This is a genomic window from Paraburkholderia franconis (genome assembly GCF_009362735.1).
Classification (GTDB): domain Bacteria; phylum Pseudomonadota; class Gammaproteobacteria; order Burkholderiales; family Burkholderiaceae; genus Paraburkholderia; species Paraburkholderia franconis.
Genome location: NZ_WHNP01000060.1, coordinates 1 through 19,185, shown reverse-complemented (window position 1 = coordinate 19,185; position 19,185 = coordinate 1). Strand labels below are relative to the sequence as shown.

20 protein-coding genes and 4 pseudogenes are annotated in these 19,185 nt (G+C 60.9%); 12 read left to right on the top strand and 12 right to left on the bottom strand.

All coding sequences use genetic code 11. The annotated features are described in order from the left end of the window. Nucleotides 1–49: 49 nt before the first annotated feature. From GCT13_RS36670 to GCT13_RS36660, 3 genes and pseudogenes are all read right to left on the bottom strand, one after another. Nucleotides 50–517 (bottom strand): hypothetical protein, encoded by a 468-nt coding sequence (locus GCT13_RS36670; protein WP_193727850.1) that lies wholly within the window; start codon nucleotides 515–517, stop codon nucleotides 50–52. A 127-nt stretch (nucleotides 518–644) separates the two neighbouring features. Beyond that, nucleotides 645–1,328 (bottom strand): annotated as a pseudogene (locus GCT13_RS36665) (IS6 family transposase). A 182-nt stretch (nucleotides 1,329–1,510) separates the two neighbouring features. Continuing rightward, nucleotides 1,511–1,768 (bottom strand): hypothetical protein, encoded by a 258-nt coding sequence (locus GCT13_RS36660; RefSeq protein WP_152766751.1) that lies wholly within the window; start codon nucleotides 1,766–1,768, stop codon nucleotides 1,511–1,513. Nucleotides 1,769–1,969: 201 nt separating this feature from the next. Here GCT13_RS36660 and GCT13_RS36655 point away from each other — a divergent pair. Continuing rightward, nucleotides 1,970–2,401: pseudogene (locus GCT13_RS36655) on the top strand (IS6 family transposase); the annotation flags it as partial. Nucleotides 2,402–2,443: 42 nt separating this feature from the next. Here GCT13_RS36655 and GCT13_RS36650 read toward each other — a convergent pair. From GCT13_RS36650 to GCT13_RS36635, 4 genes are all read right to left on the bottom strand, one after another. Next, on the bottom strand, nucleotides 2,444–2,728 hold the full coding sequence (locus GCT13_RS36650) for a hypothetical protein (RefSeq protein ID WP_152766749.1): 285 nt from the start codon (nucleotides 2,726–2,728) through the stop codon (nucleotides 2,444–2,446). A gap of 127 nt (nucleotides 2,729–2,855) precedes the next feature. Next, a complete protein-coding gene (locus GCT13_RS36645; protein WP_152766747.1) occupies nucleotides 2,856–3,134 on the bottom strand; it encodes a hypothetical protein in 279 nt (92 codons plus the stop codon). 10 nt (nucleotides 3,135–3,144) lie between these two features. Beyond that, nucleotides 3,145–3,354 carry a hypothetical protein gene (locus GCT13_RS36640; protein WP_152766745.1) on the bottom strand — a complete coding sequence of 70 codons (210 nt, stop codon included), beginning with the start codon at nucleotides 3,352–3,354 and terminating at the stop codon, nucleotides 3,145–3,147. A 26-nt stretch (nucleotides 3,355–3,380) separates the two neighbouring features. Next, nucleotides 3,381–3,626 (bottom strand): hypothetical protein, encoded by a 246-nt coding sequence (locus GCT13_RS36635; protein ID WP_152766743.1) that lies wholly within the window; start codon nucleotides 3,624–3,626, stop codon nucleotides 3,381–3,383. Nucleotides 3,627–3,936: 310 nt separating this feature from the next. On the opposite strand from GCT13_RS36635, the gene GCT13_RS36630 reads away from it, so the two are divergent. The 7 genes from GCT13_RS36630 to GCT13_RS36600 all read left to right on the top strand — a co-directional run bounded on the left by GCT13_RS36630 (nucleotide 3,937) and on the right by GCT13_RS36600 (nucleotide 11,438). Next, on the top strand, nucleotides 3,937–4,257 hold the full coding sequence (locus GCT13_RS36630) for a hypothetical protein (RefSeq protein WP_152766741.1): 321 nt from the start codon (nucleotides 3,937–3,939) through the stop codon (nucleotides 4,255–4,257). Between the two features lie 172 nt (nucleotides 4,258–4,429). Next, nucleotides 4,430–6,586, top strand: a complete 2,157-nt coding sequence (locus tag GCT13_RS36625) for an ATP-binding protein (protein ID WP_152766739.1) — start codon at nucleotides 4,430–4,432, stop codon at nucleotides 6,584–6,586. Then, nucleotides 6,583–8,208 carry a response regulator gene (locus GCT13_RS36620; protein ID WP_152766736.1) on the top strand — a complete coding sequence of 542 codons (1,626 nt, stop codon included), beginning with the start codon at nucleotides 6,583–6,585 and terminating at the stop codon, nucleotides 8,206–8,208. Before GCT13_RS36625 ends, GCT13_RS36620 begins: the two co-directional genes overlap by 4 nt. Continuing rightward, nucleotides 8,205–8,837 (top strand): response regulator, encoded by a 633-nt coding sequence (locus GCT13_RS36615; RefSeq protein ID WP_152766734.1) that lies wholly within the window; start codon nucleotides 8,205–8,207, stop codon nucleotides 8,835–8,837. The genes GCT13_RS36620 and GCT13_RS36615 overlap by 4 nt, the downstream gene beginning before the upstream one ends. A gap of 165 nt (nucleotides 8,838–9,002) precedes the next feature. Continuing rightward, nucleotides 9,003–9,881: a type 2 periplasmic-binding domain-containing protein gene (locus GCT13_RS36610; RefSeq protein ID WP_152766732.1), complete on the top strand. Its 879-nt coding sequence runs from the start codon at nucleotides 9,003–9,005 to the stop codon at nucleotides 9,879–9,881. A 220-nt stretch (nucleotides 9,882–10,101) separates the two neighbouring features. Next, on the top strand, nucleotides 10,102–11,121 hold the full coding sequence (locus GCT13_RS36605) for an SGNH/GDSL hydrolase family protein (protein WP_152766730.1): 1,020 nt from the start codon (nucleotides 10,102–10,104) through the stop codon (nucleotides 11,119–11,121). Nucleotides 11,122–11,246: 125 nt separating this feature from the next. Continuing rightward, nucleotides 11,247–11,438 (top strand): hypothetical protein, encoded by a 192-nt coding sequence (locus GCT13_RS36600; protein WP_152766729.1) that lies wholly within the window; start codon nucleotides 11,247–11,249, stop codon nucleotides 11,436–11,438. 15 nt (nucleotides 11,439–11,453) lie between these two features. Here GCT13_RS36600 and uppS read toward each other — a convergent pair whose 3' ends face one another. The 3 genes from uppS to GCT13_RS48710 form a co-directional block, all read right to left on the bottom strand. Beyond that, complete coding sequence (uppS, locus tag GCT13_RS36595; protein WP_152766726.1) at nucleotides 11,454–12,194, bottom strand: polyprenyl diphosphate synthase; 741 nt, start codon at nucleotides 12,192–12,194, stop codon at nucleotides 11,454–11,456. A gap of 96 nt (nucleotides 12,195–12,290) precedes the next feature. After that, complete coding sequence (locus tag GCT13_RS36590) at nucleotides 12,291–12,617, bottom strand: hypothetical protein (RefSeq protein ID WP_152766724.1); 327 nt, start codon at nucleotides 12,615–12,617, stop codon at nucleotides 12,291–12,293. A 440-nt stretch (nucleotides 12,618–13,057) separates the two neighbouring features. Then, on the bottom strand, nucleotides 13,058–13,201 hold the full coding sequence (locus tag GCT13_RS48710; protein ID WP_193727849.1) for a hypothetical protein: 144 nt from the start codon (nucleotides 13,199–13,201) through the stop codon (nucleotides 13,058–13,060). A 207-nt stretch (nucleotides 13,202–13,408) separates the two neighbouring features. Between GCT13_RS48710 and GCT13_RS36585 the strand changes: the two genes are divergently transcribed. After that, nucleotides 13,409–15,118: an APC family permease gene (locus GCT13_RS36585; protein WP_227747202.1), complete on the top strand. Its 1,710-nt coding sequence runs from the start codon at nucleotides 13,409–13,411 to the stop codon at nucleotides 15,116–15,118. Between the two features lie 1,378 nt (nucleotides 15,119–16,496). Here the strand turns inward: GCT13_RS36585 and GCT13_RS36580 are convergent. Then, nucleotides 16,497–17,219, bottom strand: a pseudogene (locus tag GCT13_RS36580) (IS6 family transposase). Between the two features lie 335 nt (nucleotides 17,220–17,554). Between GCT13_RS36580 and GCT13_RS36575 the strand changes: the two are divergent. The 3 genes and pseudogenes from GCT13_RS36575 to GCT13_RS36565 all read left to right on the top strand — a co-directional run. Next, a pseudogene (locus GCT13_RS36575) lies at nucleotides 17,555–17,716 on the top strand (IS66 family transposase); the annotation flags it as partial. Nucleotides 17,717–18,093: 377 nt separating this feature from the next. Continuing rightward, the gene (locus tag GCT13_RS36570; RefSeq protein ID WP_152766722.1) at nucleotides 18,094–18,417 is read left to right on the top strand and encodes a hypothetical protein; all 324 of its coding nucleotides are present in this window, start codon (nucleotides 18,094–18,096) and stop codon (nucleotides 18,415–18,417) included. A 12-nt stretch (nucleotides 18,418–18,429) separates the two neighbouring features. After that, nucleotides 18,430–18,612, top strand: a complete 183-nt coding sequence (locus GCT13_RS36565; protein ID WP_152766720.1) for a hypothetical protein — start codon at nucleotides 18,430–18,432, stop codon at nucleotides 18,610–18,612. Between the two features lie 13 nt (nucleotides 18,613–18,625). On the opposite strand, the gene GCT13_RS36560 is transcribed toward GCT13_RS36565, so the two are convergent. After that, on the bottom strand, nucleotides 18,626–19,185 hold a 560-nt coding region (locus GCT13_RS36560; protein WP_152766717.1), incomplete at its 5' end, for an IS3 family transposase.

The window sequence follows — 19,185 nt, the reverse complement described above, 5'->3', positions numbered from 1 at the left end:
CGCTGACACATGCTGCAAGAGGAGGGGGCGCGGACACGCCCCCTCACCGCTACGAACCGCGTTGATTCTCGACCCGGTTAAACGGGCGCAAGGCGTGCGGCGTGATCGAATCCTTGTTGCAGCGGTCAATCAATTCCTGACGCACCGCAAAGGGCAACGCATGCGAGGCCTTACAAAACGCCCTCGTCAGCGATTCAGTCGCCAACGGATTACCGATGTACGAATTGAGCAGGGAGGGATGACTGGGTCGGCCACGGTAGTTTTCGACGTAGGTTTGAACCAGTTGCGCCGTCACCGGACTGACAGGAATTTGGCGCACAGAATGAACGGTATTGATGCTTGGCTTCGAGTACATCGGGTCAATCGGTTCGTCAGCGTCGTCGTCCTCGTATTCGTCTTGCCGCACATTGATCCAATGGCGGAGCATCTGCCGCTTTTTGTCGAAACCGGATCTCACGCAATCGGCCGTCAGCAACAGCAGTTCGCCGCGACGCAGGCCTTGATGCAGCATCAGCACGAAGGCGACGTAAATGCGCCAGCGTGTTTTGGGACCTACATCTCTGTCAAAGCCATTTTGAATTGTCCGCTTGGCGCTGGCACGTTGAGTTGTTCGCGACGCAATGACGGAGAGGGAGCCCGTGCTCTCAGAAAGCGGACGAACCTTGGGTGAGCTCAGTGAAGTGACGCCATGCGACAAAGCGCGCGGCGAGCGGGTTGCGATAAAGGGAGGCGCGTAGCAAATGTCTCTTGAGCGCGAAGAGCTGCCGGATCGGGGCGAAGCTCGACAGGAGCGCCTGGGTGCGTTGAGGGGCTCGGAAACCACGCATCCGACGCTCGCGTTCCCGCGTGGGCTGATGACTGTTTTCGGCGCGGTTGTTCACCCGGGCGCTGCCTTTGACGAATACATGCCTGACGTTCGCCAACTCGGCGATTTCGGCTTTCGCGGCCCGATAGCCGCGCAGTTGGCCGGTCACAATCTTGCGCGGTGCTTCGGCACAGCAGGCCAGAACGCGCTTGAAGAACCGTTTCGCCACGGTCCTGTCGCGGCGCTTCTGGAGAAGAATATCGGGTTCGACGCCGTGTTGGTCGACCGCACGCTACAGCGGCCAGGGTTCGACGCGCAGCGTCACGAACACCTCGTCGAGGCGCCATGTCGCGCCAGGTTTGCGCCGGGAAGCCTTAACGCGATGCGCAAAGCCCGTGCCGAATTTATCGCACCAACGCCGGATCGTTTCATAACTGACCACGACGCCACGCTCGAACAGCAACGCTTCGATGTCGCGCAGGCTCAACTGAAACCGGAAGTACCAACGCACCGCGCAGCTAATGACCGCCGCAGGGAACCGGTGTGACCGTTGGTCTTTGTCATCTGGTCATCTTGACTCGACCGCCCTTGCCAACGTGACAATGCCCTACGAATATATGTCGCACGGCTCGCCGGCCGGTTGGGCCACGCTGGCGCAGGCGGGCGGTATCCGATGCAAGCTCGTAGACGATGAACGCTGCGACTTCAATCGTCGAAATATCCCGCCGCCAGCGCCTCGTCGAAATCGGTGATCCACGGTGCGAAATGATCGGTGTCGTAGATCGCCATCTTGCCGTTGGTGATGCGCGTTACGGAGATCTGCCGGATCGCTCCTTTTTCGCCACCGGAGGGGGCGTTGTCCGTGATCTTGAACTCGCGCAAATCAAGTCCCCGGCTTGCAAGCACAGCCTTGACGTCTTCCTGTTCGTCCCACGAAAACTCGATGAAGTCATGGGCTGCCATGTTCGTCTCTCGGAGCGGTGAGGGAAAGACATCCTAGCATGAGGGCGTGACATGCCTGATACGGTTGTGGTGCGACTCTGCCCCGTCGTCCGTTACGCCCAAGCTCTTGACGGGCGTTGTCAACTCGGGATCGCCGAAAGATAGAATGCCGGCACGAAGAAGAGCAAATCGCCGTACCATGGCTTCCGTTTTCCGGCATCGATCATCGGCTGCGCAGTGCGCTGGTACTTCCGCTTCAACCTGAGCCTGCGCGACATCGAGGAGCTGTTGCTCGAGCGCGGCGTGACGGTCACGTACGAGTCGGTGCGCGGCTGGTGCGACCGGTTCGGCGTGCAGTTTGCCCGTCGTGCCGAGGCCGCATGCAGCAAGCCGGGCTCGACGTGGCACCTCGATGAGATGATGGTCAGTCTGCGTGGCGAGCCGTACGCGTTGTGGCGTGCCGTACGCGTTGTTGCGAGCCGTACGTGTTGTAGCGAGCCGTACGTCTTGTAGCGTGCCGTGGACGAATACGGTACCGAACTGGACGTGCTTCTGCAAAAGCGCCGCGACAAGGCAGCGGCAAAGGGTTTCTCCAGGTGCGTACTGCGTTCGAACCCGGTGCCGCGCAAGATTGTCACCGACCAGTTGCCCTCGAACCGCCAAAACGACCCTGAAAAGTTTCCCCTCGTATGGCGCTCACAATTGAAGCATCCTGCCTGAAGTGAGCTCGAAACCATTCGCCAGCATGGCATCGATAAGGGCGCGAGCCTCGCGGTCAACGCAAGTGAGAGCGATTCTGTCCGAGTCGTATATGACGGGATCGGCAAAGTCACCGATGATCTTTTGTTTTGACGTCCCCGTACGCAACGACCACGAGACGCGGTATCTCAGCGCGATTCCATCGGACGAACGGGCCGTCCGCGGCTCTATGCGCGCTTCAATGACGAATCCACGATAACGCCCGACGATCTGGTGTTTCATTGATTGACTCCAGACTCCACAAATTTCTCGAGCAACGGCATCTACAGCATGGAATTGCCGAGCATCGCCGAGCGCGGCGACGATGGCCGTGGTTGGACCGATGGCACCGCCGGTGTCTTAGTGTCCGTCAGCGTACGTGACCATCCGCACCCGGACGCGCATTGAAGCGCGGCTCGTTGATCCATGCGGCGAGCCAGTCGTGGAATTGCCCCCAATCGTCGGCGAGGTCGAGTTCACGTGCGTGCATTCCGCTGTGCCTGCCATCGTCGCCCTTGCCGATCCACGCGTAGATTGTCCGCGTGCCATTCCACCAGGCGATCATGCCGTCCGTCAGATTGGCTATCGTCCCGCCGGGCATCGTGACCAGCAGGCGCGACAAGCGGGCATCGAACTCTTCGAACCTCATCGCCCGCCTCTCAATGCACGAAGCCGAAGAACGCCATCGCGCCTTCGGCCGGCGTCAGGCCCGCCTTGAAGTACCCCTCGAGCCGGTCCGCAATCGCTTGGTCGAGCGTGAAGGGCGGATGGATGTACCCAACATTGAACGCATGGTCGTACCAGTGGCTGAGCCACGCGCGCAGTTCGATCACATATTGCGGCAATGCATCCGAAGCGTCGTCGTGCATGTGCGTCTCCTTGGCTTGCAGAACGATCAGGCTGCCTTGCGGCCTGTCCCCATCTCCGGTCGGCGCCTGTCTGGCGGAAACACATGCCATGTGCCGTCGGCATGACGAAAGAAGAAGAGGGAGAACGACCCGGTCGGCCGGTCGATCTGAATGCACACGCGGCACGTGCCGCCCGAGCGGGAGCGTTCCAGCAGGCGCACGCGCGCTGTTCGGCCACGCGTCGAGCCGACCAGTTTTTCGACCTGAGAGCGCAGCGATTTGTTGCCCGCCATGACTTTCCCCGCGATGCACGATGAAGCGATGCTACGGGGGATCGGTGCGCGCGCCCAATCGGCGGCGACGGAATGTCGTCTCAGGAAGCGCTGATTTCAGCCGTCAGGATTTCCTGAACCCGGGAGAGCGTGAAGCAATGGCATATAAGGGTTTTCACCCGTCGGCGGGTTTTCTGCATGAATGGCGTTAAGGATCTCCTGACACGCGAATCAGGATGTCACACGACTGTCTTTGCGCTTGCGCTGACTGCGACACGCGTTCTGATCGCAGATGATGAGCCATCGAAACGCGATGTTGAACCGATGCATCATGATGGCCTATCTGTCCGAGCGGGAGAACATTGTCGAGCAGGTCGATTCGCTCTGTCTGCGGCTGTTCGACACCTGGTGCGAGACGCGCAGCGTGACGCCGCTCGCCTATCTGTTGCATTGCTGGCCGCTGACCGACAGCGCGCCGGGTGCTTTGCGGCGAGTGGGTGAAACGATGCGCTATTTGCGGCGCCATCATGCGGATCAGCTCGACGCGTACGGCTTTCACGCGCTGTGCGAAATGGCCGATCTGATCGACGAGCTGATAGAACGTCCGGCTCGCACGGTCCGGCTGATGGCGGTGGGCGAGGTGCCGGAATAGCAAACGACAACGCAGGCAAAAACGAGCAAAGGCATGCGGGCAGGGCGTAGTGACTGGGGGCGGGCGCGCGTTGTTTCATCGGACGTTTGAAACCCGGGTGGGGCGCGGTAGACCGGGCTTTGGCATCGAGTGCAGAATAGGACACACACAACGGCGGCACTCGCGGGAAGATATGGCTCTCGACAGCTTCGACGCATGGTGGAGCGGGCTCCGTTACGTCCGGCGCAGCGTGGTGCTGCGGCTGCTCGCGACGGTGCTCGCCTTTAGCTGCGCGATCACGCTGATCCTGACGGCGGTGCAGCTCTATCGCGACTACGAGCGCGGCATCGCGCAGATTCAGAACCGTCTCGTCGATATCGACCGCAGCTATCGCGACAGTCTCGGCGAAGCGCTATGGCGGCTCGATCAGCCGCAACTGAAGCTGGAACTGGAAGGCATGCTTCGCCTCGCGGATATTCGCGCGGCCGAAGTACGGGAGTCGCCGTCGGCCGGGACACAGATGGTCGTGGCCGTGGGCGAGCGCATGACGGAGATGACGGTCGCGCGGGAGTTTCCGATCCTGTACCGCGTGCAGGACAAGGTGGAACGTATCGGCACCCTGTATGTGGAGGCGACGCTCGCCAATCTCTATCACGAGCTTGCGCGCACCGCGCTCGTGATTCTCGTGAGCCAGGGCGCGAATACGTTTCTGGTCGCGCTCTTCACGTTCTATATCTTGTGGCGGCTCGTCACGCGGCATCTCGCGGCGATCGCGCGCACTGTCAGCGATTACGATTTTCATGAGCCGCCGCAGCCATTCGTCCTGCGGCGTACGCCGCCGCGCGAGGCGGATGAACTCGACCGCGTGGTGTCGGCGTTCAACGCGATGGGGATGCGCCTGCATCGTGCGTATCTCGACGAGCGCGAGGCGGCCATCGAGCGCGAAGCACGGCGCTCGGCGGAAGCGGCCAATCGCGCGAAAGGGGAGTTCCTCGCGAATCTGAGTCACGAGCTACGCACGCCGCTCAACGGCATTCTTGGCTATGCGCAGATTCTCGGGCGCGATAGCACGTTGAGCGTGCGTCAGCGCGATGGTGTCGCTGTGATCCAGCAAAGCGGAGAACACCTGCTGACGTTGATCGACGAGACGCTCGATTTCGCGAAAGTCGAAGCGGGCAAGCTGCGCATCGAGATCTGCGATGTGCCGCTCGCCGGTCTTGTCGATACGATACGGGAAATCATCGGCGTGAAGGTCGAGCAGAGACGGCTTGCGTTCGAATGCACGATTGCGGCCGATGCTCCATCCGGTGTGCGCGCCGACGAACGCCGCTTGCGCCAGGTGTTGCTCAATCTCCTGTCGAACGCCGTGAAATTCACCGACGAAGGCGGCGTGCGTCTGCATATCGGACGAAGCGCAAGCGGCGCAGTCCGCTTCGAAGTGCACGACACGGGCATCGGCATTCACGTGGAACATCACGAGAAGATATTCATGCCGTTTGAGCAGGCGAGCGGTGCGGAACGGCGTGCGGGCGGCACGGGCCTCGGCCTTGCGATCACCCGACAGTTCGTTCGCGCGATGGGCGGCGAGGTGCACGTCGAAAGCGAAGTAGGCCAAGGCAGCGTGTTCTGGTTCGAACTGCCGCCGTCGCATGTCGAACTGCCGGCGTCGCGCGCGCGGGTTCCTGCGTCTGTCGTCACGGGGTACGAAGGCCCGCGTCTCAAGGTGCTCGTGATCGACGACGTGCAGGTCAATCGCGCCGTCGTCGTCGAACTGCTGGAGCGTATCGGCTTCGATACCGTCCAGGCCGACAACGGCCGCGACGGCATCTCGATCGCGCAGGCGGAGAGTCCCGATCTGATACTCACGGACATCGTGATGCCGGGCATCGATGGTCTCGAAGTGACGCAGCGTCTGCGCGCGATGCCCGAATTCGCGCACGTGCCGATCATAGCGATATCGGCGACGCCGTTCGGCGTGGACGGCGCGAAGAGTCTCGACGCGGGTGCGAACGCGTTCATCGCCAAGCCGGTGGATTTTGATGTGCTGCTCGCACGCATGGCGGATTTGCTCGGCATCACATGGATTCAGGGTGCCCTGTGGGCCGACGTTGCGCCGGATACACCTCTGACGTTTCCCGCCGCGATGTCCATCGCCGCAATGAACGAACTGCATCAGCTCGCGCGCGACGGCAACATGCGCGGCATCGTTCAGTGGGCGGAGCGCATCGCGGCAAGCGATCCGGCGCATGCGGCGTTCGCCGCGCGGTTGCATCAACTGGCGCGCGCGTATCAGTCGAAGGCGATCCTGCAACTCGTCGAGCGGTACCTGGAAGGGAACACCGCATCATGAGCCATCTCGCCGCTTCGGTTGAACATACGGGCACGGTCCTGATCGTCGACGATACGCCCGCGAATCTCGGCGTGGTCGTAGACAGTCTCGAAGCGCGCGGCATTCGCGTGCTGGTGGCGCTCGACGGTGTCGAAGCGTTGGAGCGCGCGGCTTTCGCGCAGCCCGATCTGATTTTGCTTGACGTGAAGATGCCGGGCATCGACGGCTTCGAGACGTGTCGCCGTCTGAAGCGCGACGAACGCACGCGCGATATCGCTGTTATCTTCATGACCTCGCAGACAGGCAACGAGGATCGCGTCGAGGGCTTTTCGGCGGGCGGGGTCGATTACGTGACGAAGCCGTTGCGCATCGACGAGACGCTGGCGCGCGTCGGCGCGCATCTTGAGCTGCGCGCGATGCACAAGCAGCTTCTCGTACAGAACCGGCAACTGCTCGCCGAAGTGGCCGTGCGCAAGGAAACGGAGGCTGCGCTATCGCAGGCGCGCGACGATCTCGAACGGCGCGTCGCGTTGCGCACCGAAGAACTGGCGCGCGCCAACGCGAACCTGCAGGCGCAGATCGACGAGCGGCGGCGCGCGGACGCGCGCCTGCAGGCAAGCGAGGCGCGCTTTCGCGCGATCGTCGAAACGAGTCCGGTGCCGTTGTGCATTACGTCAATGCCGGAGGGGCACATCCTGTACACGAACGAGCCGCTGCGCGAACTCTTCGGCATGGACGAAGGGATGTCGGCCAATATCGCAGATTTCTACGCCGATCCAGGCGAGCGCGAACATCTGATACGGCATCTGAGGACGGAGGGCAGCCTGCGAAATGCGGAGGTGCAGTTCCGGCGCCCCGATGGCACGCAGTTCTGGGCGATGGCGACGGCGCGCGTCGCGACCTACGACGATTCTCCCGCGATCTATGTCGGCCTTAACGACATCACGGGGCGCAAGGAGATGGAACAGGAACTCGTCGAATCGCGCGAGCAGCAGCGCGAACTATCCGCGTACATGGAGGCGATCCGCGAAGAGGAGAGAAAGCGCATCGCGATGGAGATTCATGACGAACTTGGCCAGTTGCTGACTGCGCTCAAGATGGACGTGTCGCTGCTCAAGATGCGCCTCACGCACGATCCGGAAGCAATCAAAAAAGCCGACGACATGCGCGAACTGGTCGAAGGCACGATCTGGATGGTGCGCAACGTCGCGAGTCATTTGCGGCCGGCCGCACTCAATTTCGGCATCGTGTCGGCGCTCGAATGGCTCGTCGACGAGTTCAACCGCCGCAATCCGATTCCTTGCGAGTTGCGCATCGTCGGTGGCGAGCCCGCGTTGTCGGATGCGCACGCGACGGCCGTGTTCCGCATCGTGCAGGCGTCCCTGACGAACGTCGCGCGTCATGCTGACGCGACGCGCGTGGACGTGACGCTGATCTCGACGGCGGAGAAGCTCGAACTGCACGTGCGTGACGACGGCCGCGGCTTCGACCAGCAAGTGGTGAGGCGCAATTATTCATATGGCCTGCTCGGCATGAACGAGCGCGCACGGCTGATCGGTGGGTCGCTTTCGATCGGCAGCACGCCGGGCGCGGGCACCACGGTTTCGATTCACATTCCGCTCGATGGCGAACCTCAAACATGATCAGGATACTTATTGCAGACGATCATGCGATCGTCCGTGGCGGACTCAGGCAGATCATCGCAACGACGAGCGACATCGTCGTCGCGGCGGAAGCGGCGCAAGGGGCAGAAGTGGTCGACAAGCTGCGCAGTTGCGTCGTCGATCTGCTGCTACTCGACATGACGATGCCCGGCATCAGCGGCGTCGATCTGATCCGAAGAGTACGGGCGGAGCAGCCTGCGCTGCCCGTACTCGTCTTGAGCATTCACGACGAGGCGCAGGTGGCCTCGCGCGCGTTGCGCGCGGGCGCAACGGGTTATCTGACCAAGGACAGCGACCCGGACGTGCTGCTCGCGGCGATCCGCAAGCTCGCGGACGGCGGCCGCTTCATCGATCCGAAACTCGTCGATGCAATGGTCTTCGAAACACAGCGCGGCGACGTGCCTCCGCATGAAGTGCTGTCGGACCGCGAATTTCAGGTGCTGCAGATGCTCGCGGCGGGCAGGAGCATCAACGAAATTGCCGAGGCGTGCTCGCTCAGCGCGAAAACGATCAGTACACACAAGATGCGACTGATGCAGAAACTCGGGCTTTCCAACAATGCTGAGGTGATCCGGTACGCGATCCGGCACGGATTGATCGTCGAGTAGAGGGATGCTCGCGCCGCGAAATGCAGGGATGACGTGAGTATCGGTGAGCATTCAGTCAGGGGGTTTGTCCGCATTTTTTTGCGGCACGGCCCGTGACAGGATTTCATCAGGCTCGCCGGCAATACGCGAGCCACCTGTACGACCCAGTTTCAGTCACCAGTGGTTATGCATCGCAGGCGCTTTATTATCACGGCGGCGAGTGCCGCCGCGGGCGCGGTGTTTTCCGCGCGGGCCGCACCGGACCAGCATTTCGACATTGTCTATCCACAGATCAGGCCGGGTCGCGACGTGCATGCGGCGTTCGCGCTCGCGACGCTGGATGTCGCGATGAAAGCGGCCAACGCGTCCTATACGACGCGTCAGATCGAGGTCGTGATGGAACGCAGCCGCGCGCTCGCCGAACTCGCCAGCGGAAACACGATCAACCTCCACTGGACGAGCATGGAGGCGCAGGCCGAGCGCGGCCTGAACGTCGTGCATATTCCAATTCATCGCGGTCTGATCGGCTATCGCGTGTTTTTGATCAGACAGGACCGCCAGGTCGATTTCGACCGGATCGAAACGCTGGAGGACCTTCGCTCGATGACGGGCGTGCAGGGGCTCGGCTGGATCGATGCCAGGATCATGCGCGACGCCGGCCTTCGCGTGCAGACACCGTCGACGTACGAGACGATCTTCAAGATGCTGGAAGGCCGACGCGTCGACTATTTCCCGCGCGGCGTGATCGAGGCGTATCCCGAACTGGAATCGCGCCGGGCGACGGAACCCGATCTCGCTGTCGAGCAAAGTCTGCTGCTCGCGTATCGTTCCGATTTTCTGTTCTACGTGTCGCCGAATCATGGAGAGTTGGCCGCGACGATCGCGCGTGGCTTCACAACCGCCTGGCGCGACGGCTCGTATCTGAAATTGTTCAATACACATCCGTACATTCAGAATGGATTGAAGCGCGGGAATCTGGCTGGCAGGAAGGTGATACGGCTGGACAATCCATTCATGTCGGACGAGGATCGAGCAATTCCCGATACATACTGGATGCACCTTTAGACGGCGCGCGGGCGTTGTCAACTTGAGGCGGATCGTTGCACGGCAACGACCGTGTGTCAGCCAGTCGGCGCCCGTTTGTCCGACGAATATGTGATGTATTCTAGGGCTACGCAGGGTGCCTCTTTGCGATGGCGATGGTTCATCGCGGGTCATGTCAGGCACGTGACCAGGAACCATGATGTGGAGGCATGGCGGTCCGGTCGCGTGGTGGAGAACCCCGATGAGACGAATTCGTCACTGGGCATACGTGGCATTGTTTGCCGTACTGATTGCACTGCTTGCCGCATGCGGCGGAGGCGGAGGCGGCGGCGGTGCCAGTGGTGCGAGCAGTCCGCAGGGCGGAGTTCGTCTTCAAGTCGTCTCCTTTGGCGACAGCCTGTCGGACGTGGGAACCTTTGCGCCGATCGCGAGCGCCGTGGGCGGAGGCCGTTTCACGACCAACCCGGGGCAGGTATGGACTCAGGATGTGGCGCAATATTATGGCGACACACTGAGCGCTGCCTTCACGATCAGTGTCGATCATAAACTGAGCGCACACGACGGCTTGGGTTATGCGGAGGGCGGTGCCACGGTTTCGACGCCAGCCAACCTGAATGATTTTCTTGTCGACGTGATCGGCAACGTTGAAATGCCCGTCAACCAGCAGGTTTCGAGCTATCTTGCCGCTCACGGAAGCTTCAATGCCGGTCAACTTATCCTGGTCTGGGCTGGCGCGAACGACGTGCTTCGCGCGGGCTCGCCGCCAGCCGCTGTGACGACGGTGCAAGCGGCCGCAACTACACTGGCCCAGATTGTGGGGCAGATTGTCCAGAACGGCGGCACGCACGTCGTCGTAGTCAATGTTCCCAACGTCGGTGTCTCGCCCAAGGGGCGCGTCTCGTCCGACGGTGGGGCGAACCTGACCCAGTTGTCGCAACTCTTTAACACAACGTTGAACGCTGCCTTGCAGGGCAGTGGCCTGCAGGGCAAGGTGATCCAGATCGATTCCTATAACTGGGTGAACCAGATCATCGCGAACTTCAAGGCCAACGGCTTTGCCGTGTCCAACACGGGGCAGGCCTGCGATCCCGCGAAGACCCCCGATGACACGGCGTTGCTGTGCTCGCCTGCTACATACGTCACACCCAATGCCGATCAGACGTATATGTTTGCAGACGACCTTCATCCGACCACGCGTTTGCATACGCTTTTCGCCCAGTTCGTCGAGCAGCAGATCGCCGGTAGCGGTCTTGGGCGCTGAGCATCGGAAGACCGGCGCTGTGACGACATCAGCCTCGACGAGGTCGAGTGAATCCAGATAGCAATGGCGCATTGGCCTTGAGGATTAAAATTCTCGCTATGCAATCGATGCGCGGGAGGGCGATCATGACGAGGCTTTTCGGCATACTGACTCTAGCGGCAGGCGTTGCTGGATGTGTTGCCGCCCAGCCGTACAGCGGCTACCCGGCTGACGGATACGGCCCAGGCTATTACGCGCCAGGTCCCAGCATTGGCGTCGGCGTCGGAGGTGGCAGCTACGGCGGTGGCGTGGGTGTGGGTATCGGCGTCGGTTTTTAGCCGATGAGATATTCGTCACGCAGTTGCGCGTCCAAAGCGACGCTCGCGGGCCCGGTACGAGGCCAGAGCGGCCTCGAGCGCGGCGTCGTCAAAGTCCGGCCAAAAGGTGTCGGTGAAGTACAGCTCGGTATACGCAAGGTGCCACAGCAGAAAGTTGCTGATGCGCCGTTCTCCGCCGGTACGGATGAAGAGATCCGGTTCCGGCGCGTAAGCGAATGCGAGATGCTGCGCGAAGCTGGCTTCGTCGACCAGCGCGGGCCGTCCGTCGGCCGCAGTCTGCTCGACAAGCTGCCGGGCGGCCTGGAGTATGTCCCAGCGTCCTCCATAGTTCGCGGCAACCGTCAGCGTCATGCGCAGGTTGTGAGCTGTTTTCGCTTCAGCGCGCTGAATCAGCGTCCGGAGGCTCGCATCAAACATCGATAGGTCGCCCACGACGCGCAGCCGGATGCCGTTCTTTTCCAGCCGCGTCGTCTCACGCTCCAGTGTTGAGGCGAACAGGCGCATCAGGAACGACACCTCGTCGCGGGGGCGGCGCCAGTTTTCCGAGCTAAACGCGAACAGCGTCAGGTAGCCCACGCCGCGTCGCGCGCAGCCTTCCACGGTCGTGCGCACCGCCTCGACGCCTTTCGTGTGGCCCGCCACACGAGGCAGCTTGCGCTGCGTTGCCCAGCGCCCGTTACCATCCATGATGATGGCGATGTGCCTCGGCACGGCGCCCACCTCGGGTACACACACAGTCGAACTGGTATAACTCATCGGAGTTGGCTTGTCATTGCAAGCAATCCATGGGTGAGACCGGGATCACGCGCGGCCACCCTGCAAGCATGTTCCTTTCCCAATGGCATTCGCGCGTCAATGGTAAGTACTATTGTCGAAGTGCACGGAGTCGCTTACGCGTGCGATTTCGTTGGCGAATGTAACCTTTGGCGCCTTGCTGCAATCATCGACGATCAGGCCGGCGGGCGCTTCGGCGTCGATGACGAGCGCGCTATCCGTCTTGACGAACTGCCTGTTCGTTCCCGTCACCCGATCCATGAGAACAGGCACGCCGTGATTCGCCATCGACAGCAGGTTCTCGCATTTGAGCGGGGATGAATGAATGATTAGCGTCGACTGCGCAAGCGCAACCGACGATGCGCAGAGCGTGGATACGGTAACGATCATTGATAGGGTTCGCATGATTCTGGCTCCTATGTCGACAGCAGCTGGCGCTCTAGCGCTTACTCTCGCCCCATACAACATGGTTGAAAAGTTTCCGCATTGGCTCGTCTTACGCGTGACCATGCTCGTCCCCGCCTATCGCGACACTATTCATGCTCGCGTAGCGATGACGCAGCATTCCTTTTCTGACGCACGATTCGAACGATAGGCCGTTCATGCTCACGGCGTCTTCGTGTCTTCAATCTAGGTAGGGCGGATTAAACGAGACTTAAACCGCCTGGTGATGGGCGTGCAGCGTGCGAATCGACAAGTGCGATGCGCAACTGCCTGTTTCGCGTCATACGGGAAGCAGGCAGGTGCGTGTTGTGCCGACAGAACGGGTTGTCGTTAGTGGTTACCGCTCAGCAAGCGTGCCACCGAAGGGCAACTGACACAATCGCTGAAGTGGCACCCAAAGGTCAGGTTCGCGGCAAGGTCCGAAAAAAAGCCGCGAGCAGCGTCACCACGGCAGCGCCGACGCCGAGCGGCAGCACCGCCAGCAGTGCTGAGGTCTGCTGCGGCGCGTCGATGGATGAGGGCAGGAGCTTGTAGCCGGTCAGCATCGGACGCAGCAGGTTGTGTCCTTTCGCTTGAATGTATCACAACGTGACATAAAATGAAGGAAGGCCTTCCTGTGACCGCCGCCTCAGTGAAAGACAGGCCACGCAGGCATGTGGACATCGTCGCGCAGGGGGCGGCGCACGACGAGGGGACGACGCGCCGGGTCTCGATCGACGGTAATCCGTCACCCCGAAGGCCGGGGCGACACGATGCGCGAAGCCCGTAACGGAATGTCGACATCATCCCGGGGGCGATGGACGCCATGTTGCAGTGTGGAGCGACGCCTCCCGGGCATAGCCGGAGATCAGGAGGCCGCCATGGCGGAAGTATCAGATGCTAGCGGTACCAAAACCTTGCGCAGGGATGCGGGCATTATTGGGCTGCTGTTCGCGAGCACGACAAGCATCGTCGGCTCGGGATGGCTCTTCGGGGCGTTTCATGCCTCGAAGATCGCTGGCCCGCTGAGCATCTGGAGCTGGGTCGCAGGCGCCATCATCATCATGCTGATCGCGTTGTGTTTCGCAGAACTCGCCGCGCTGTTCCCGCGCAGCGGCGCGCTTGTGCATATGAGCCATGCGAGTCACGGCGATGGCATGGGCAGGATCTGGAGCTGGATGCTGTTTCTCGCGTATGTGCCCGTGCCCGCCGTCGAGTCGGAAGCGATCGTCACGTACGCCAACAACTATCTTCCCTATTTCCTCCAGCCGGGCGGGGAAGGCCTGCTCTCGACAACGGGGTTCATAACCTGTGCCGCAATCCTTGGCATCATGGCGCTGCTGAACCTGATGACCGTCCGCTGGTTGTTGAACGTCAATTCGACCGTCACCTGGTGGAAGCTGTTCGTTCCGCTCCTGACCGTCGTTGTCTTGCTGGCGGCAAGCACGCACTGGAACGTGATGTCGGCAGACCCGAACGGTTATAAGGCTACGGGCATATTCACCGCGCTGCCTGCTGCCGGCATTATTTTCAGCTATCTCGGCTTTCGTACCGCCATCGATCTCGGCGGTGAGAGTGCCCATCCCGGCCGCAACATACCGCTCGCGGTCATCGGCTCCGTACTGTTGGCGGCTATCCTTTACATCCTGTTGCAGGTGGCATTCCTGTATGCGCTGGCGCCAGCCGACCTGGCGCATGGCTGGGCTCACCTCAGCTATACGGGACAAATGGGCCCGTTCGCCGGCCTTGCCGCTACGCTCGGGCTCGGGTGGATGGCGACATTGCTCTACATCGATGCGTATGTGTCTCCAGGGGGTACCGGCCTCATGTACGTGACGGGAGGTTCACGAATCCTGTTTGCGATCGGAGAAATGGAAGCCGGCCCGCGCGCATTGACGAAACTGAACCGCAACCGGGTACCGTGGGTCGCCATCGTAATCATGTGGGTGGTCGGCGCGGTGTTCCTGCTGCCGTTCCCTGCCTGGCAACAGATGGTGAACTACATCACGTCGATCACCGTTCTCACGTATGGTCTGGGCCCCGTCGCATTGCTCGTGCTGCGTCAGAGCATGCCGGATCTCGCGCGGCAATTCCGGCTCAAAGGCGCAGGGGTGATCGCACCTGCCGCATTCATCTGTAGCAACTGGGTGATCTATTGGACGGGCTTTCGCACGAACGCATTTCTTTTCGCCATCGTCGCGATCGGATTCGTCCTTTACGCCGTTCACCATCACTTCGTGGCGCGCAAGCCCGCGAGCGAATTCGGCTGGCCGCATATCGCCTGGCTGTTGCCATGGTTCGGCGGAATGCTGGTGCTGTCCTGGCTCAGCGACATTGGTCACGGACTGGGCGTGCTCGATTTTGGATGGGGTGTCGCATGCGTTGCGATCTGGAGCCTTCTGGTTCTCGCGATGGCCCTGCGAACGGCACTGCCGGCACAGGATACAGCTCGGATGATGGGTCTGATTGACGCGACTGTGTAATGAGTACGGCCAAGAGAACGGAGGATGCAGAGATGAATCGTCGGGCGATGAGGTGCGCGGTGGCCGTCATGCTCGCTCTGGTAGCGGCAGGTCGAGGCTTGGCCGATGCTGCGCCGGGCGGTATGCGCGGGGCTGCCGCGTTGCGTTTCGCCAACGACGCTGAAGACTGCCGCGCGTATCCCGTCACGGGCGCAGCGACAGTGGTAAAACAAGAGGAGGGTGTCGTGGTAGACGGACTATCCTCCGGTCCATTCCGGACTGTCCCGCGACGGATGAACGGATGCAGCGGAGTGAGCGGATCGCGCTCCGGCGTTTCCCCCGTCAATGCAGCGCCTCGTGATCAGCACGTGATTTTCATCTGGCCGATGTTATAGCGACGAGCGCCGATCTTGCGTGGCCGTACTGCGTGGTTATCCTGGCCGTATGCTGCCTTCTGGCTTTTACCGTAATCGCGTTTCCGGGAGCGAACGACGAGCTGGCATTCGTCCTGTTTCATGGCGCAACGCGGTCGTCGGCGCATCTCTCCCTGTCCCTGCCAAAACGAAGAACGAGACGATATGTCGGAAAACCGCCTGCTCTCAAGCGGCGTCGATGGATGCTTTGGCCCACGTAGGAGGGGTCCGGACGGCCGACGACGTCGCGGGTGGCACCTCAGGCTTGCACGCTGCACGAAGAGCGGCGCGCCTGCAATGAAGGGGATGGACAAGAACAGCATCGTTTTGCATAACATACTATTCATCTTATCATTGCGTCATATATGTCATAACGTGACGTAATGCAAACCGATATGGCTAGTAATGAAAGTATCGCGTTTTGGCAGAAGGAGGACCACTAACATTCTGACTCCCCTGCATACGAACCAGTTGCCGTCGCACACCTTCAGGCCCGGATTATGCGTGTCATCGGAATCAATGCAGACAGACATGGTGTTTGCGAAGCAATCGCGCTCAACCATCGGCAGTCAGCTATCGGTCTGACCAGCCAGGAGCAATATGATGCTTACCGTACCAACGTTTCTCTTTCTCGTAGCCCTTTTCGCGTTACTTGTGGCCATGCACCGCGGCGTGACCCGCAGGGCAGACGCGAGCCTTCGCGCGCAATTCGAGGCGGAAGGCCCGGACAGCGAGGTGTCGCGCCACTTGATGCGCGATTCCGGATATAGCGTCTGAGTTCCTGCGCACCTCTGGAACATTGGCCGGACGTACCGTAGGGGCAGACCGGCCTGGAGCATCAAGTCGCTGGTGACCTTCCCGGACGCATTGCGGGCCCGAGCCCATGCCGAACAGAACCCGCCAATTCTCCGCCTCTTTTAAGTAACATCACGGCGCTGGCACGTTGAGTTGTTCGCGACGCAATGACGGAGAGGGAGCCCGTGCTCTCAGAAAGCGGACGAACCTTGGGTGAGCTCAGTGAAGTGACGCCATGCGACAAAGCGCGCGGCGAGCGGGTTGCGATAAAGGGAGGCGCGTAGCAAATGTCTCTTGAGCGCGCAGTGCTGCCGGATCGGGCCGAAGCTCGACAGGAGCGCCTGGGTGCGTTGAGGGACTCGGAAACCACGCATCCGACGCTCGCGTTCCCGCGTGGGCTGATGACTGTTCTCGGCGCGGTTGTTCACCCGGGCGCTGGCTTTGACGAATACATGCCTGACGTTCGCCAGCCCGGCGATTTCGGCTTTCGCGGCCCGATAGCCGCGTAGTTGGCCGGTCACAATCTTGCGCGGTGCTTCGGCACAGCAGGCAAGAACGCGCTTGAAGAACCGTTTCGCCGCGGTCCTGTCGCGGCGCTTCTGGAGAAGAATATCGAGTTCGACGCCGTGTTGGTCGACCGCACGCTACAGCGGCCAGGGTTCGACGCGCAGCGTCACGAACACCTCGTCGAGGCGCCATGTCGCGCCAGGTTTGCGCCGGGAAGCCTTAACGCGATGCGCAAAGCCCGTGCCGAATTTATCGCACCAACGCCGGATCGTTTCATAACTGACCACGACGCCACGCTCGAACAGCAACGCTTCGATGTCGCGCAGGCTCAACTGAAACCGGAAGTACCAACGCACCGCGCAGCTAATGACTGCCGCAGGGAACCGGTGACCGTTGGTCTTTGCCATCTGGTCATCTTGACTCGACCGCCCTTGCCAACGTGACAATGCCCGGCGCGGCCAGGCCACGACGCCTCTACGCTCGCGAATCGCACAAAACCCGGCGTGGGCGAGTCCATGCACTTCAATGTACGCGCGCATTTGCAGCGCTAGCCGGATTGCCTCGCCATCGCTGCCGTACTCGTCGTCACGAATGATCTCTTCGCCGGGCAGGCCTAGCAGGCTGCGGAAATACCTATGATTATTCGCGATGCGCGTTTCGTTCGAGCGACGTTGGACGCACTTTGCGCGGCTTCGCTCGCGTCGCTCGGCGCGTGCAGCGGCGGCGGCTGCAGCCGGACTTCGTGATCGCGCCGATGCCAGCACGTCCCTTGCCCGGCAGCCACGCGAGTCCGTCGATGATCGCCGCCGTCGCGGCAGGGAAGTACATCGACGGCACGCCACTGTACCGGATGGAGGATGTGCTCGCGCGCTCGAACGTCTCGGCTAGTCGCGGCACGCTGGCGTAGCTCGCTCAGACTGTCGAGTGTTCGCTTTTCGCTATCGCGAACGGTCTCTTGAGGATCGATTTGCTGCGTTCGCCGTCGGCCCGGGTTCGCCCAGTTACGGTCGGATCGGGTCCGGCTCGTCGATTGTTCTCACGATAAGGGTGGTATTTCCTTGTTTCGCCCCCGTTAGCCACGTACGCGTTCTCTGCAACAGCCTAGTCTTCCGATTACGCGCCGTTCAATGGTTCAAATGCTCCATTGATATGTGCCACGATGCTTTCTTCAATTAGAAGGGGAGGGGGATGAGCAGGTGAAATGCCGTCGTGCGCGCGCCTTCTATCTCGAACATATTCACGACAGGATTCCTGGCTAACGCGAACATTCAGGAGATCGCTATGCGATATAGAGATGTTTTAAAGTCCATCCGCGAACGCAACCCGTCCTTTTTGCCAGTCCTGCTGATGCTAGCTTCACTGAGTGCGCTCGAGCCAGCCTTGGCGAACGCGCAAGAAGGAAATTCTGCGAATGCACCAAGGCAAAACAAGTCCACCGCTGCGGCATCTTACAAGGTCCCTCCTTTACCGAACGGATCCGCGCAGGTCAATGTCACACCGGGTATGTCGAAGAAAGATTGGGAAGAGGCCTATAAAGAAACGGGCCGCCCCCGATTTGGCCAGAGCACAGTGAACCGCCAAAATGGTAACGTTGAACGGGACTAGCGGAGAATAACCGTGAACAAGACCTTTCTTATTCTTGTGCTTCTGGCGGGATTCTCACAATTGATGTTGCCCGGGAGCGCTCGTGCTCAGGCTACCACTGCGCATACGCTTATTCTGTACGATAGTCCGCAGAATGATCCGTACTCAAAGCTTGGACTGATGTACGCAATCATGCTTCGCAATTTGCTTGGTTGACCTGCCCCCGGTATTAGTCCGGACCGCTGTTAGAGTCCGAGGTTAAAAGCTGCTTCGCTTCATGTGCCTGTGTGAACTGCCTGGGCGTCAGATATCCGAGCGAGCTGTGAGGCCGTTCGGTGTTGTACTCGTTTCTCCATTCTTCAATCAGGCGTCTGGCATGACGCATCGAGACGAACCAGTGCTCATTCAGGCATTCGTCACGGAAGCGTCCGTTGAAGCTCTCGATGTACGCGTTCTCGACGGGCTTGCCTGGCCGGATGAACGACAGCGTRACGCCGGCTTCGTAAGCCCATGCATCCAGCACCTTACCCGCGAATTCCGGGCCGTTGTCTACCGTGATGGATGCAGGCAATCCACGCATCTCGCCTAACCGTTGCAACACGTGCTTTACGCGCAGACCCGGCAGTGAAGTGTCGACTTCGATAGCCAGACATTCCCGCGTGTAGTCGTCGACCACATTCAGGCAGCGAAACCGCTGGCCGTAAGCCAGTCCATCAGAAACAAAATCCATCGACCAGCTCTGGTTCGGGCCTGTCGGCACCGGCAGCGGTTTTCGCTCGACGGCGGCAA

Bases quoted from the DNA above. Each gene is read 5' to 3' on its own strand.
- GCT13_RS36600 (WP_152766729.1), top strand. From the start codon at position 11,247: ATGACGAGGCTTTTCGGCATACTGACTCTAGCGGCAGGCGTTGCTGGA.
- GCT13_RS36570 (WP_152766722.1), top strand. From the start codon at position 18,094: ATGCGATATAGAGATGTTTTAAAGTCCATCCGCGAACGCAACCCGTCC.
- GCT13_RS36590 (WP_152766724.1), bottom strand. From the start codon at position 12,617: ATGCGAACCCTATCAATGATCGTTACCGTATCCACGCTCTGCGCATCG.
- GCT13_RS36620 (WP_152766736.1), top strand. From the start codon at position 6,583: ATGAGCCATCTCGCCGCTTCGGTTGAACATACGGGCACGGTCCTGATC.
- GCT13_RS36605 (WP_152766730.1), top strand. From the start codon at position 10,102: ATGAGACGAATTCGTCACTGGGCATACGTGGCATTGTTTGCCGTACTG.
- GCT13_RS36660 (WP_152766751.1), bottom strand. From the start codon at position 1,768: ATGGCAGCCCATGACTTCATCGAGTTTTCGTGGGACGAACAGGAAGAC.
- GCT13_RS36610 (WP_152766732.1), top strand. From the start codon at position 9,003: ATGCATCGCAGGCGCTTTATTATCACGGCGGCGAGTGCCGCCGCGGGC.
- GCT13_RS36640 (WP_152766745.1), bottom strand. From the start codon at position 3,354: ATGCACGACGACGCTTCGGATGCATTGCCGCAATATGTGATCGAACTG.
- GCT13_RS36650 (WP_152766749.1), bottom strand. From the start codon at position 2,728: ATGAAACACCAGATCGTCGGGCGTTATCGTGGATTCGTCATTGAAGCG.
- GCT13_RS36615 (WP_152766734.1), top strand. From the start codon at position 8,205: ATGATCAGGATACTTATTGCAGACGATCATGCGATCGTCCGTGGCGGA.
- GCT13_RS36630 (WP_152766741.1), top strand. From the start codon at position 3,937: ATGATGGCCTATCTGTCCGAGCGGGAGAACATTGTCGAGCAGGTCGAT.
- GCT13_RS36585 (WP_227747202.1), top strand. From the start codon at position 13,409: ATGCGCGAAGCCCGTAACGGAATGTCGACATCATCCCGGGGGCGATGG.
- GCT13_RS36635 (WP_152766743.1), bottom strand. From the start codon at position 3,626: ATGGCGGGCAACAAATCGCTGCGCTCTCAGGTCGAAAAACTGGTCGGC.
- uppS (WP_152766726.1), bottom strand. From the start codon at position 12,194: ATGAGTTATACCAGTTCGACTGTGTGTGTACCCGAGGTGGGCGCCGTG.
- GCT13_RS36645 (WP_152766747.1), bottom strand. From the start codon at position 3,134: ATGAGGTTCGAAGAGTTCGATGCCCGCTTGTCGCGCCTGCTGGTCACG.
- GCT13_RS48710 (WP_193727849.1), bottom strand. From the start codon at position 13,201: ATGCTGACCGGCTACAAGCTCCTGCCCTCATCCATCGACGCGCCGCAG.
- GCT13_RS36625 (WP_152766739.1), top strand. From the start codon at position 4,430: ATGGCTCTCGACAGCTTCGACGCATGGTGGAGCGGGCTCCGTTACGTC.